This is a genomic window from Pseudomonas sp. GP01-A4, from assembly GCF_058780865.1.
Window position 1 is genome coordinate 1 of sequence record NZ_JBYSWF010000024.1, and the last position, 15218, is coordinate 15218.

Here is a 15218-nt window from a genome sequence, read left to right on the forward strand (position 1 = left end):
CCCCCGACAGGCGGGGCAGAGCCCTTTGCTTACTTTGGGGCTTTTCCAAAGTGAGCCGCTGTAAGAGCGGAACCATAGGTGGCCGTTACCTAAATAATGGATATGCCCCCCTGGATCCTGACCACCCCCGCCGCACTCGTTCAGCACACGGCATTGGGCTTCAACCCGCGCAACAACAACTCCAGCCCTCGCAGAGCCTCTTCCAGCCGCACACCCGAGTCTCCATCCTGGGCGATCCACAACGATGCGCTCACCAGGCTGCCATTGATCAGCCTCGCCAGCGCCTGGCTGCACGCCTGCTCGATGAGGCCCGCTTGCATCAGGTCATCGAGCAGCTGGCGCAGCGAGTCCACGCATTGCTGCTGGTCAGTTGCGCCCAGCACCGCCGGGGCATCCTGCAATACGATGCGCTGGACCTCGGGATCCTGAGCCATGCGCAAATAAACCCGGCAGCGCTCGCAAAACCCTTCCCAAGGATCAACCGCCTGCTCCGAGATACGCTGCAGGCTCGCATCCATTTCACCGTCGAGCTGCGCAACCACCGCCGCCAGCAAGCCTTTCTTGTCGCCAAAATGATGGTACAACGCACCCCGGGTCAGGCCGGCGCGAGCGGTGAAATCGTCCATCGACGTCTGGGCGTAGCCTTGTGTGGCGAAGGCCTGGCGGGCGCTGGCGATCAGGCGGGCGCGGGTGTCTTCGATCATGTCTGCACGGGCTCGGCTCATGGGTAAGGCTCACAATAGGTGATTGACATACGACGCGTATGTTACGCATGATTTGTCACATACGCACCGTATGTATTTTGCCCCGAAAACCTCGAATAGCAAGTTTCAGGGCGCTCAGGAAGAGGTTACACACCATGGCAAACCCCTACGCCGAGCTGTTCCAGGCGCCAGGTTCCAGGGCTTTTGTATTGGCGGGCATGCTGGCCCGCATGCCGATCTCCATGACCGGGATCGGCTTGATCACCATGCTGTCGCAAGTGCACGGCGGTTACGGTTTGGCCGGTGCGGTGACCGCTACCTTCGCCCTGGCCACCGCGTTTTGCGCGCCCCAGGTCTCACGGTTGGTGGACCGTTATGGCCAGGGCCGGGTGTTGCCGGTGGCCGCGTCCATCGGCGGCGGCGCGCTGTTGCTGCTGTTGCTCTGCACCCGGGTGCAGGCGCCAACGTGGACGCTGTTCGTCTTTGCCGCCCTGGCCGGCTGCATGCCCAACATGTCGGCCATGGTGCGGGCGCGCTGGACCGAGCTGTATCGCGGCCAGCCCAAACTGCAAACGGCGTTTGCCCTGGAGTCGGTGCTCGACGAGGTGGTGTTCATTATTGGCCCGCCGGTCTCGGTGGGCCTGTGCGTGCTGCTGTTCCCCGAAGCGGGGCCGTTGATTGCCGCGCTGTTTCTGGCAGTGGGCGTGACCGCCTTTGTGCTGCAACGCCAGACCGAGCCACCGGTGCATGAACATCACGCCGAGCACGGCCGTTGGCTGATTGCCTCGCCCTCGGTGTTGATCCTGATGGTGCTGTTGATGGCCATGGGCATCATCGTTGGGGTGGTGGATGTGGTCAGTGTCGCGTTCGCCCAGCATCAGGGCCAGCCCGCCGCGGCGAGCATTGTATTGTCGGTATACGCCATCGGTTCGTGCCTGGCCGGGCTGGCGTTTGGTGCGCTCAAGTTGAAAGCACCGCTGCCGCGCCAGTTCTTGTACTGCGGCGTGGCCACCGCCGTGACCACGCTGCCGTTGTTGCTGGTGACGAATATTCCGGGGTTGGCAGCCGCGATCTTCATCTCCGGCCTGTTCTTCGCCCCGACCCTGATCGTGTCCATGGCCCTGGTGGAACAAATCGTTCCGCCCAGCCGCTTGACCGAAGGCATGACCTGGCTGATCACCGGCCTGAGCATCGGCGTGGCCATTGGTGCTGCCAGCTCCGGCTGGATGATCGACCGCTTCGGCGCACCCAGCGGGTTCTGGGTGGCGCTGGCGGCGGGTGCGGTGGTGCTTGGGGCGGCGGTGCTGGGGTATCGGCGGTTGGGGTGATTACCCGGTCACCAGTGCGCCGCGATGTTGCAGGAATTCGTTCAGCGCCTGGCGCGTGAGATCGTTCAACGTGACTTTTTGCCGGGTCGCGGCAAGCGCGGCGGCCAGGTGGAGTTCATGGCCGACACGGACGTTGAACGAACCCTTGCAGGGCTTTTCCGGTGCTTGCCCAAGGGCCTGGCAGGTCTCGATGTAGTCGTCCACGGCGGTGCAAAAGGCGGCGTCCAGTTCGGCGACGGTTTTGCCCTCGTAGCTGACCAGGGCCTTGATGAAAAGCAGCTTTCCGAACAGGCAGTTGTCTTCGATGCTGGCTTCGATGGAGCCGATGTAGCCTTTGTGTTTCAGCTGGTTGTTCACTGAATCAGTTCTCCTGATTTCAATTGTTCGATGATCTGGCGCCGAATGTAGTGTTTCAGTTCGTTGCCGGGGTGAGGCTTGTGCAGGGTGATCATTGCACTGGGGGCGCCTATGTCGAACCTGACCCGGCTACCCGCCCCTTCGATTTGCGTGTATCCCAGGCGCCGCAGCAGCGTGACGAGTTCGGGCCAGGTAAAGGCCGATTGCTCATTGAGCAGTTTGGCCAGCAGCTTTTCATTTTTTTCGACACGGCGATTCTCGCCTGCAACTAAATGTAGTTGCAATTGATGGGTTGCGTCAATGATAGGACAGCCGCGCCGAGCCTCTCGGTGTTTGATGTAACCCTTGATGACGCCGTGGTCTGCGCCCCCAATCCCCGCTAATTTTTCCCTTCCGGATTCGTTTTATAGGGACGACGTGCCTTTGTGCTTCCTGCCTATTGCCCCGGATCCCAAGAAATGAACGCTGAAGACTCCTTGAAACTTGCTCGCCGGTTTATCGGGTTGCCCCTGGAAAAACGCCAGATGTTCCTCCAGGCGCTGCACAAGGAAGGGGTGGATTTTTCCCGGTTTCCGATCCCGGCAGGGGTGGAGGCCGAGGACCGGCAGGCGCTGTCCTATGCGCAGCAGCGGATGTGGTTTCTGTGGCAACTGGATCCGGCCAGTGGCGCCTATAACCTGCCCGGCGCGGTACGGCTCAAGGGCGCCTTGAGCCTGCCGGCGATCGAGCAGGCGTTCGCCAGCCTGGTGGCCCGCCATGAGACGTTGCGCACGGTGTTCCAGCGCCAGGCGGATGATCGTCTGTTGCAAGTGGCCGCACAGTCGCCGCTGGTGGTCGAACAGTTGGACTTCAGCGCCCTGGCACCCGCCGAGCGTGAGCAGGCGGTGATGCAGGCCGCTACCCGTCAGTCGCTGTTGCCCTTCGACCTGGCCAACGGCCCGCTGCTGCGGGTGCAATTGCTCAAGCTGGCCGAGCAGGAACACGTGCTGCTGCTGACCTTGCACCACATCGTGTCCGACGGCTGGTCGATGAACGTGCTGATCGACGAGTTCATTCGCTGCTACGACGCCCATGAGCGTCATGAGCTGCCGCCACTTGCGCCGCTTCCGATCCAGTACAGCGACTACGCCCTTTGGCAGCGTCGCTGGCTGGAGGCGGGAGAACAGGCCCGTCAGTTGGAATACTGGCAGGCGCGGCTGGGGGATGAGCACCCGGTACTGGAGTTGCCCATCGACCATCCACGCCCGGCGATGCCCAGCTACCAGGGCACCCGGCATGACTTTGCGATTGATCCGGCGCTGGCTGCGCAGTTGCGCAGTTGCGCGCAAAAACACAATGTGACCTTGTTCATGTTGCTGCTCGGCGCGTTCAACGTGCTGCTGCATCGCTACACCGGGCAGGGCGACATTCGGGTTGGCGTGCCGATTGCCAACCGCAACCGCAGCGAAGTCGAAGGGCTGATCGGTTTCTTCGTCAATACCCAGGTGTTGCGCACCGAACTGACCGGGCAAACCCGCGTCGACGAGTTGCTGCAAGGCATCAAGGAACACGCACTGGGCGCCCAGGCCCATCAGGAATTGCCGTTCGAACGCCTGGTAGAAGCCTTGAAAGTCGAGCGCAGCCTGAGCCACACGCCGCTGTTCCAGGTGATGTACAACCATCAGCCGCAAGTGGCGGACATCGCCGCGGTCAACACCGCCTCCGGGCTTGAACTGTCCCTGGTGCAATGGCAAGGCCGTACCACCCAGTTTGACCTGAGCCTGGACACCTACGAGAAGTCCGGCACCCTGCACGCCGCGCTGACCTATGCCAATGACCTGTTCGACGCCGCCACCATCGAGCGCATGGCCCGGCACTGGCTCAGCCTGTTGCAGGCGATGGTCGCCGATGGCAGCCAGCGCATCGGTGAACTGCCGATGCTCGCCGCCGCAGAGCAGCACGTGCTGGTGCATGACTGGAACCAGACGGCCGAGGCGTACCCGACCGAACGTGGCATCCACCACCTGATCGAAGACCAGGTACAACGCACTCCGCACGCCGTTGCCCTGGTGTTCGGCGCGACGCAGTTGACCTACGCGCAGCTCGACGCGCGCGCCAACCAGTTGGCCCATGCCCTGCGCGAGCAGGGTGTTGGCCCGGACGTACTGGTGGGGATCTGCATCGAGCGCTCCATCGAAATGGTGGTCGGCCTGCTGGCGGTTCTCAAGGCCGGCGGCGCCTACGTCCCGCTGGACCCTGAATACCCCCGCGAACGCCTGGCTTACATGATCGAAGACAGTGGCATAGGGCTGCTGCTCAGCCAGCAGGGCCTGCTGTCGACCTTGCCGGTCGACGGCATCAACGTCATCGCACTCGACCAGGCACAAGGCTGGCTCGACGATTACGGCCGCGAGCCTCTGGCCGTCAACGTGCACGCGCTGAACCTCGCCTATGTGATCTACACCTCCGGCTCCACCGGCAAGCCCAAGGGCGCCGGCAACAGCCATCGTGCGTTGGTCAACCGCCTGTGCTGGATGCAGCAGGCTTATGGCCTGGATGCCAGCGACGCAGTGTTGCAGAAAACCCCGTTCAGCTTTGACGTGTCGGTGTGGGAGTTCTTCTGGCCGTTGATGAGCGGCGCACGGCTGGTGGTCGCAGCACCCGGCGAGCATCGCGAACCGGCTCGCCTGATCGAGACCATTGGCGAGCACGCTATCACCACGCTGCACTTTGTACCGTCGATGCTGCAGGCATTTATCCACGAGCCGGGCGTGCAGGCCTGCGCCAGCCTCAAGCGCATCGTATGCAGTGGCGAGGCGCTGGCGCTGGATGCGCAGTTGCAGGTGTTCGCCAAGCTTCCGGGCGCCGGGTTGTACAACCTCTACGGCCCGACGGAAGCGGCCATCGACGTCACCCATTGGACCTGCATCGACGAAGGTACCGACAGCGTGCCCATCGGCCGCCCCATTGCCAATCTGGGAACCTACATCCTCGACGCGCAACTCAACCCTGTGCCGGCAGGCGTCAGCGGTGAGCTTTACCTCGGTGGCACCGGGCTGGCCCGCAGTTACCACCGCCGCCCGGCGCTCACCGCCGAGCGTTTTGTGCCGTGCCCGTTCAATGACGGTGCGCGGCTGTACCGGACCGGCGACCGGGTGCGCCAGCGCGCCGACGGTGTGATCGAATACCTCGGCCGCCTCGATCATCAGGTCAAGCTGCGCGGCCTGCGCATCGAACTGGGTGAGATCGAGACCCGCCTGATGCAACACCCGCTGGTGCGCGAGGCCGTGGTGCTGGTGCAGGGGGGCAAACAGTTGGTTGCTTACCTGGTGCTGGAGGGAGGCGAGCCTGCCACGCCGTGGCAACCGGAGCTCAAGGCGTGGCTGTTGAACAGCCTGCCGGAATACATGGTGCCCACCCACCTGATGCCGCTGGTGAAATTGCCGGTGACCGCCAACGGCAAGCTCGACCGCAAGGCCTTGCCGTTGCCGGAAGCTGCGCCGCAGCAGGCGTTTGTGGCGCCACAGGATGCATTGCAAAAAGCCCTGGCGGCGATCTGGGAGGATGTGCTCGGTCTTGAGCGCGTCGGCCTCGAAGACAACTTCTTCGAGCTGGGCGGCGATTCGATCATCTCCATCCAGGTGGTCAGCCGTGCGCGGCAGGCCGGCATCCGCGTCAGCCCGCGTGACCTGTTCCAGTACCAGACCGTGCGCAGCCTGGCACTGGTCGCCACCCTCGATAAACGCTCGGCGGTGGATCAGGGGCCGGTGAGCGGTGATGCCGTGCTCGGGCCGATCCAGCAGCATTTCTTCAGCCGCGGGATGCCGGTGCGCGAACACTGGAACCAATCGCTGCTGCTGACTCCCCGTGAGGCCTTGAATGCGCAGTGGCTCGATACAGCGCTGACGCACATCATCAATCACCACGATGCCTTGCGCCTGCGTTTTACCGAAAGCACCGAGGGCTGGCAGCAAAACCACGATGCTCCAGTGGCCAGCGCTGATCTGTGGCTACGCGATGCCGAGTCGGCGGAACACCTGAATACCTTGTGCAACGAGGCGCAGCGCAGCCTTGACCTGCAAAACGGCCCGCTGTTGCGAGCCTTGCTGGTCACGCTGGCCGATGGCAGCCAGCGCCTGGCGCTGATCGTTCACCACCTGGTGGTCGACGGTGTGTCCTGGCGCGTATTACTGGAAGATCTGCAGCAGGCTTACGAACAATTGGCGGCAGGCGGCGGCATTGAGCTGCCGCCGAAAACCAGTGCATTCCAGGGTTGGACTGCGCGGCTCGAACAGCAAGTGCAGCGCTTCGATGAACAACTGATGTACTGGAAAACCCAGCATCAGGATGCGAAGGATCTGCCGTGCGACCGACCTGACGCCAGCCTGCAAAATGCGCAGGGTGAAAAAATCGAGTGGCGACTCGACGCCGCACGGACCCGTCAGTTGCTGCAACAGGCGCCCGCCGCGTACCGCACGCAGGTCAATGACCTGCTGCTCACCGCGTTGGCCCGCACCATCAGTCGCTGGAGCGGTCAGGCAGGCACGCTGATCGAGCTTGAAGGCCATGGCCGCGAAGACCTGTTCGATGACATCGACCTGAGTCGCACCGTGGGTTGGTTCACCAGCCTGTTCGCGGTCAACCTCACCGCCAGCGATGACCTCGACGGTTCGATCAAGTCGATCAAGGAGCAACTGCGCGCGGTGCCGGACAAAGGCCTGGGCTATGGCGTGCTGCGTCATCTGGCGGCCCCGGCAATACGCGCCGAGCTGGCGGCACTGGCGCCACCGCGGATCACCTTCAACTACCTGGGCCAGTTCGACCGTCAGTTCGACGACGCGGCCTTGTTTGTGCCGTCTGCCGAAACCAGCGGTGTGGCACAGGACCTGGCGGCACCATTGGCCAACTGGCTGACGGTTGAAGGCCAGGTCTATGGCGGCGAACTGTCGATGAGCTGGGGCTTCAGCCGCGAGATGTTCGACAGCGCGACCGTGCAGCAACTGGTGGACCGCTATGCCAGCGAGCTGCATGCACTGATCGAACACTGCTGCACCTTGCCGGCCGCGCAAGCCACGCCATCGGACTTCCCGCTGGCGCGGGTGACCCAGGCGCAACTGGATGCGCTGCCGGTGCCGGCCGGCCAGCTCGACGATCTCTATCCGCTGTCGCCCATGCAGCAAGGGTTGCTGTTCCATACCCTGTACGAACAGGCGGCGGGTGAGTACATCAACCAGTTGCGCGTCGACGTGCAGGGCCTGGATCCCGAGCGTTTCCGCGCCGCTTGGCAGGCCACCGTCGATGCGCAAGACATCCTGCGCAGCGGTTTCGTCTGGCAGGGCGAGCTGGCGCAACCGCTGCAGATCGTGCACAAGCAGGTGCAACTGCCGTTCGCCACCCTGGATTGGCGGGCCCGCGACGATCAGCCGGCGGCCCTCGCGGCGCTGGCCGATGCCGAACGAGCGCAAGGGTTTGACCTGGCCTGTGCACCCCTGCTGCGCCTGGTACTGGTGCAGACCGGCAGTGACCAATGGCACCTGATTTACACCCATCACCACATCCTGATGGACGGCTGGAGCAACTCGCAGTTGCTCGGCGAAGTATTGCAGCGCTATAGCGGCCGCACACCGGCGAATGCCGGCGGCCGTTATCGCGACTACATCGCCTGGCTGCAACGTCAGGACGCCCAGTTGAGCCAGGACTTCTGGAGCGAACAACTGGCCGCGCTGCAAGCGCCGACCCGGCTGGCCCGCGCGGCCACCGCAGGCGCGCGCCAGAGCGGTCACGGCGACCATTACCTGACGCTGGACGAGCAACGCACCCAGGCGCTGGAAGCGTTTGCCCGCCAGCAGAAAATCACCGTCAACACCCTCGTGCAAGCCGCGTGGCTGCTGTTGCTGCAACGCTATACCGGACACGAAGCAGTCGCGTTCGGTGCGACCGTGGCCGGTCGTCCGGCGGACTTGCCGGGCATCGAGCAACAGGTCGGCCTGTTCATCAACACCCTCCCGGTGATCGGCGCACCGCGTCCCGATCAAAGCGTCGGCCAATGGTTGCAAACGGTGCAGGCGCAGAATCTCAGCCTGCGTGACTTCGAACACACGCCGCTGGCGGACATCCAACGTTGGGCCGGGCAGGGCGGTGAAGCGCTGTTCGACAATATCCTGGTGTTCGAAAACTATCCGGTAGCCCAGGCGCTGAGCCAGGCCGGGCAGGGGCTGGTGTTCGGCGATGTGGGCAACCTGGAACAGACGCACTACGCGTTGAGCGTGGCGGTGACCCTCGGCCGGCAGCTGGCGTTGCATTACAGCTTCGACCGCGGCCAATTCGCGAGCGAGGTGGTCGAAGGCATCAGTGCGCATTTGCTGCAACTGCTTGAGCAGTTTGCCGAGTCGGCAGAACGCAACCTGGGTGAAATCGCCCTGGCAAGCCGCGACGAACAGGCCCGCCAGCAAGCGCAGAACCATCCACAGCCGTACCCGGTGGACATCGGCGTGCATCAGCGCATTGCCACCCTGGCGGCCGAGCGCCCGCAACGCACAGCGGTGATTTTCAACGATCGGCAGTTCAGCTACGGTGAAATCGACCAGCGCGCCAACCAACTGGCCCACGCGCTGATCGCCCGCGGCGTTGGCGCTGAAACCCGTGTGGGTGTGGCGTTGCCGCGCAGCGAGTCGGTAATTGTGGCGTTGCTGGCGGTGCTCAAGGCCGGCGGCGCTTATGTGCCGCTGGACACCCTCTACCCGCGCGAGCGCCTGGCCTACCTGATCGAGGATTCGGGGCTGGCGCTGCTGATCAGCGATTCGTCGGTGTCGGCGCAGCTGCCTGTTGCCGAATCGGTACCCTTGCTGGAGCTGGACCGTCTTGATCTGCGTGAGCAGTCGATCAAGGCACCCTCGGTGCAGCTCGACCCGCACAACCTTGCGTATGTGATCTACACCTCCGGCTCCACTGGCAATCCGAAAGGCGTCAGCGTTGCCCACGGTCCATTGGCCATGCATTGCCAGGCCATCGGCCAGCGCTATGAAATGCGCGACAGCGACTGCGAGTTCCACTTCATGTCGTTCGCCTTCGACGGTGCCCACGAGCGCTGGCTGACCAGCCTGACTCACGGGGCTTCGCTGCTGATTCGCGACGACACGCTGTGGACGCCGGAGCAGACCTACAACGCCATGATCGAACACGGCGTGACCGTGGTCGCGTTCCCGCCGGTGTACCTGCAACAACTGGCCGAACATGCCGAGCGCGTCGGCAATCCACCGAAGGTGCGCATCTATTGCTTTGGCGGTGACGCGGTGCCGAACGCCAGTTTCGAGCGGGTCAAGCGTGCGCTCGATCCGGACTACATCATCAACGGCTACGGCCCGACCGAAACCGTGGTCACCCCGCTGATCTGGAAGGCCGGTCGCGAGGTGCCGTGCGGTGCTGCCTACGCGCCGATCGGCAGCCGCATCGGTGACCGCAGCGCCTATGTGCTCGACACCGACCTGAACCTGTTGCCCCAAGGCATGGCCGGTGAGCTGTATCTGGGGGGCACCGGCCTGGCCCGTGGGTACCTCAACCGACCGGGGCTGACCGCCGAGCGTTTTGTCGCTGACCCGTTCAGCGCCGCTGGCGGCCTGCTTTACCGCACAGGCGACCTGGTGCGCCAGCGCGCCGACGGCACGTTCGACTATCTGGATCGTATCGACAATCAGGTGAAGATCCGCGGTTTCCGCATCGAGCTGGGTGAGGTCGAAGCGGCGCTGCAAGCCCTCCAGGGTGTGCGCGAAGCGGTGGTCGTGGCCCAGGAAGGCAGCGCCGGCAGCGGCAAGCGCCTGGTGGCTTACGTGGTCGGCGATTCAGCCCGTGCCGGTTTCAGCGAAGACCTGCGTGCGCAGCTCCAGGCTTCATTGCCGGCGCATATGGTGCCGGCGTATGTCTTGTCTCTGGAACGCATGCCGCTGACACCGAACGGCAAGCTGGATCGCAAGAACCTGCCCAAACCGGATGTCAGTCAACTGCAACAAGCCTACGTCGCTCCGCGCAACGCGCTGGAGCAGCAACTGGCGACGATCTGGCAAGACGTGCTCAAGCTTGGGCAGGTGGGTATCAGCGACAACTTCTTCGAACTGGGTGGCGATTCGATCATTTCGATCCAGGTGGTCAGCCGTGCGCGGCAGGCGGGGATTCGCTTCAGCCCCAAAGACCTGTTCCAGCACCAGAGCATCCAGGCGCTGGCCGTGGTCGCACAGGCCGGTGAGACGCTGCCGTCGATCGATCAGCGACCGGCAACCGGCACCACGGTGCTGTTGCCGATTCATCAACAATTCTTCGCTCAGGAAATTCCCGATCGTCACCACTGGAACCAGTCGGTGATGCTCAAGCCGGCGCAGGCACTGGATGCACACGCACTGGAGCAGGCGCTGGAGGCTTTGGTGGCGCATCACGACAGCTTGCGCCTGGATTTCGTCGAACGGGCTGACGGCTGGTCGGCACACTACCGTGACGTCGCGGCGCACACGGATCAAACGCTTCTATGGCCAGTGGAGGTCGCGGACCTCGCAGCCCTTGAGGCACTGGGTGACGAGGCCCAGCGCAGCCTGCAATTGAACGGTGGCTCGCTGATACGCGCGGTGCTGGCGAACCTGGCGGACGGCACTCAACGGCTGTTGCTGATTATCCATCACCTGGTGGTCGATGGCGTGTCGTGGCGGATTCTGTTCGAGGATCTGCAGAACGCCTACCGGCAAATCCTTTCAGGCGCAGGTGTGCAGTTGCCGGCCAGGACCAGTGCGGTCAAGGCCTGGGCGGCGGCATTGCAGGGCTACGCCACAACCCCTGCGCTGCAGGCCGAGCTGGGTTTCTGGCAACAACAGTTGCAGGGCGCTTCGCCAACCTTGCCGTATGACCGTCCGAACGGCGGGCAGCAACATGATCAGGCCCTGACCTTTCGTAGCAAGCTGGACCGGGCCCTGACCCGCCAGCTGTTGCAGGATGCGCCGGCGGCCTATCGCACCCAGGTCAACGACGTATTGCTGACCGCGCTGGCGCGGGTGATAACGCGCTGGACCGGTGACGACAATGCGTTGGTGTTGCTTGAGGGGCACGGTCGCGAAGACGTGTTCGAGCACATCGACCTGACCCGTACCGTGGGCTGGTTCACCAGCGTGTTCCCGGCGCGGCTGTCGCCGGTTGCGGATCTCGCTGGGTCGCTCAAGCAGATCAAGGAGCAGCTGCGGGCAATTCCGCATAGGGGCATCGGCTTCGGCGCACTGGCGTACCTGGGCGATGAACAGACACGGGAGTCTTTGCAAGCCTTGCCGCTACCGTGCCTGACCTTCAACTATCTCGGTCAGTTCGACGCCAGCTTCGATACCGCCGACGACGCCCTGTTTGTGCCGACCGGCGAATCCGGCGGTGAAGAAGTCAACCTGCAGGGGCCGCTCGGCAACCCGCTGGCGCTCAACAGCAAAGTCTTCGGTGGTGAACTGGACCTGAGCTGGACCTACAGCGGCGCGATGTTCGATGCCGCGACCATCCAGCGCCTGGCCGACGACTATGTGCAAGAACTGACGGCGCTGATCGGCCATTGCTGTGACAACGCCAACCGGGGAGTGACGCCGTCGGATTTCCCGTTGGCGCAACTGTCTCAGGCCCAACTCGATGCGCTGGTGCTCGAACCTCAAGGCATCGACGACATCTACCCGTTGTCACCGATGCAGCAGGGCATGCTGTTCCACACCTTGCTCGAACAGGGGAATGGCGATTACATCAACCAGATGCGCCTGGATATCGATGGCGTCGATCCGCAACGCTTCCGCGCGGCCTGGCAAGCCGTGGTGGATGCCCATGACATCCTGCGTACCGGGTTCATCTGGCAAGGCAATCTTGAACAACCGATGCAGGTGGTACAGCGTCAAGTGCAGGTGCCGTTCCGTGTGCTCGACTGGAGCGGTCACGCCGATCGGGATGCGGCACTGCAAACCCTTGCCGATGAAGAGCGCGCCCAAGGCCTGGACCTGAACTGCGCGCCCTTGATGCGCCTGGTACTGGTACGCACGGCAACTGATCGTCATCACCTGATCTACACCAACCATCACATCCTGATGGATGGCTGGAGCAGCGCGCAGTTGCTCGGCGAAGTGTTACAGCACTACAGCGCAGAAACCGTGGCACGGCCCGTTGGCCGGTATCGTGATTACATCGCGTGGCTGAAGCGGCAGGACGCATCGCTCGGCGAAGCGTTCTGGAAGGAGCAGTTGCACGCCCTGGATGAACCGATTCGCCTGGCGCAGATGTTTGCCCGTCCGGCGCAGGCCATCGCCACCCACCTTTACGCTCACCACCACCTGCACCTCGATGAGCAGCAAACGCGCCGTCTGGGCGACTTTGCCCGAGAGGCGAAAGTCACCGTCAACACTGTGGTCCAGGCTGCGTGGCTATTGCTGTTACAGCGTTACAGCGCAAAGTCCTGCGTCGCCTTCGGCGCAACCGTGTCGGGGCGCCCGGCGGACCTGGCAGGCGTCGAGCAACAGATTGGCCTGTTCATCAACACCTTGCCGGTCATTGCCAGCCCGCGCTCCGAGCAGAGCCTGGGGAATTGGCTGCACAGCGTCCAGGCGCAGAACCTGGCGTTGCGGGACTTCGAGCACACCGCGTTGTTCGATATCCAGCGCTGGGCGGGGCAGGGTGGTGAAGCGCTGTTCGACAACATCCTGGTGTTTGAGAACTATCCGATTTCAGAAGCCCTGGAGAAAGGTTCGCCTCAGGGTCTGCGCTTTGGTGCCGTGGGCAATCTGGAGCAAACCAACTACCCGCTGACCCTGCTGGTGGGCCTGGGCGCCGAGCTGACCGTGCAGTTCAGCTATCAATGTGCGAGCTTCACACCTGTGTCGGTGGAGCAGATCGGCGTGCACCTCAAGCGTCTTCTGCTGCAAATGAGCAGCGATGCCGCACGCCCACTGGGTGACCTCACGCTGTTGGACCCGAGTGAAACCCGCCAGCAATTGCAGGACTGGAACGCCACCGCAAGCGTCTACCCGGGCGAGCACTGCATTCATCGTCTGTTTGAGGCGCGGGCACGGCAGACGCCGGATGCCACGGCGCTGCTGTTTGCTGATCAGGCGCTGACCTACGCTCAACTCAATACCCAGGCCAATCGCCTGGCGCATCGTTTGATTGAACTCGGTGTCGGCGCTGACCAACCGGTGGGTATCGCCCTTGAGCGTGGGGTGGACATGATCGTCGGGCTGCTGGCGATCCTCAAGGCCGGTGGCGCCTACGTGCCGCTCGATCCGCACTATCCGGTGGATCGCCTGGCCCACATGATTGAAGACAGTGGGTTGCAGTTGCTTCTGACCCAGGCATCGTTGCTGCGCCAGTTGCCGATTCCGGCAGGGGTGCACACCGTCTTGGCGAGTGCAATGGATGAATCGGTCAGCCCTGAACAGGCGGCCAATCCGCAGGTGTCGGTGGACGGCGATAACCTGTGCTACGCCATTTATACCTCGGGCTCTACCGGCAAGCCCAAGGGTGTGATGGTACGCCATGGTGCCCTGGTGAATTTCGTTGCCAGCATGGCCCGCGAACCAGGCATCGAGGCAAGTGACCGCCTGCTGTCGCTGACCACCTTCTCGTTCGATATTTTCGGCCTGGAACTGTACGGCGCGCTGTTCAGCGGTGCGGCCGTGGTGCTGGTGGACAAACAGAGCGCCCACGACCCTGAAGCATTGCTGGGGATTATCGAACAGCAGCGGGTCAGTATCGTGCAGGCCACGCCGTCGACGTGGCGCATGTTGCTTGAGCATCCCATGGCCGAGCGTCTTGCCGGACGCACATGCCTGTGTGGCGGCGAGGCATTGGCCGAGGACCTGGCCGAGCGCTTGCTGGCGGTCGCAGGCCCGGTCTGGAACCTCTATGGGCCCACGGAAACCACGATCTGGTCGGCGGCTTATCCACTGACCACAGACAAGCGCTTGCCTTACCTCGGCCGGCCGATTGCCAACACCTCGCTGTACATCGTCGGCGAGCACTTCGCGCCGAACCCTGTCGGGTTGATCGGTGAATTGCTGATTGGCGGTGATGGCCTGGCGCGCGGGTACCACGAGCGGCCGGCGCTCACCGCCGAACGCTTCCTGCCGGATCCATTTGGCAATGGCACACGGCTGTACCGCACCGGTGATCTTGCGCGACATCGCATCGACGGTGTGATCGAGTACATCGGCCGGGCAGACCACCAGGTGAAAATTCGTGGCTTTCGCATCGAGTTGGGAGAGATCGAAGCGTGCCTGTTGGCGCAGGACGCGATCCGCGAGGCGGTGGTGGTGCCTCAGCAAGGACCGGGTGGCACGCAGTTGGTGGCCTACCTGATTGCGGCCGGTACTGAGGCGGCCGAGGCGCAGTCGTTGGTGGCGCTGCGCGACGAGCTGAAGGCGCGGCTCGCCTGCGACCTGCCGGACTACATGATTCCGGCGCACTGGATGCTGCTTGAGCGCTTCCCGCTGACGCCCAACGGCAAGCTGGACCGCAAAGCCTTGCCGCTGCCCGACGCCAATCAGTTGCTGCGGGCCTATGTGGCGCCGCAAGGGGCGCTTGAGCAGAGCGTCGCACAGATCTGGCAAGAGGTGCTCAAGCTTGCGCGGGTAGGGCGCGACGACAACTTCTTTGAATTGGGCGGGCATTCCTTGCTGGCGACCCAAGCGACAGCCCGCCTGCAAATGGAGCAAGGCGCAGCCGTGCCCCTGGACCTTTTATTTCGAACCCCATCGCTGTCGGAGTACGCCGCGCAACTGGCGGTGCACCTGACACCTCACTCCAGCGAAGACTTGAGTGAGATGCATGACTTCCTGGCAGACCTGGAGACCCTTTGAAA

Annotated in this window: 5 protein-coding genes; 2 read left to right on the forward strand and 3 right to left on the reverse strand. The window is 63.4% G+C overall.

The genetic code is table 11. From position 1 onward, the window contains the following. Positions 1-140: 140 nt before the first annotated feature. Positions 141-725, reverse strand: a complete 585-nt coding sequence (locus AC3WKX_RS15725; protein WP_102605419.1) for a TetR/AcrR family transcriptional regulator — start codon at positions 723-725, stop codon at positions 141-143. Between the two features lie 134 nt (positions 726-859). On the opposite strand from AC3WKX_RS15725, the gene AC3WKX_RS15730 reads away from it, so the two are divergent. Continuing rightward, the gene (locus AC3WKX_RS15730) at positions 860-2032 is read left to right on the forward strand and encodes an MFS transporter (protein WP_102369571.1); all 1173 of its coding nucleotides are present in this window, start codon (positions 860-862) and stop codon (positions 2030-2032) included. Here AC3WKX_RS15730 and AC3WKX_RS15735 read toward each other — a convergent pair whose 3' ends face one another. Both AC3WKX_RS15735 and AC3WKX_RS15740 read right to left on the reverse strand, forming a co-directional pair. Continuing rightward, positions 2033-2389 carry a type II toxin-antitoxin system HicB family antitoxin gene (locus AC3WKX_RS15735; RefSeq protein WP_087695354.1) on the reverse strand — a complete coding sequence of 119 codons (357 nt, stop codon included), beginning with the start codon at positions 2387-2389 and terminating at the stop codon, positions 2033-2035. After that, positions 2386-2673 carry a type II toxin-antitoxin system HicA family toxin gene (locus AC3WKX_RS15740; protein ID WP_102605420.1) on the reverse strand — a complete coding sequence of 96 codons (288 nt, stop codon included), beginning with the start codon at positions 2671-2673 and terminating at the stop codon, positions 2386-2388. The genes AC3WKX_RS15735 and AC3WKX_RS15740 overlap by 4 nt, the downstream gene beginning before the upstream one ends. 174 nt (positions 2674-2847) lie before the next feature. Here AC3WKX_RS15740 and AC3WKX_RS15745 point away from each other — a divergent pair, with 174 nt between their 5' ends. After that, entirely contained in the window at positions 2848-15216 is a 12369-nt protein-coding gene (locus AC3WKX_RS15745) for a non-ribosomal peptide synthase/polyketide synthase (protein WP_102605421.1), read from the forward strand. Positions 15217-15218: the final 2 nt, after the last annotated feature.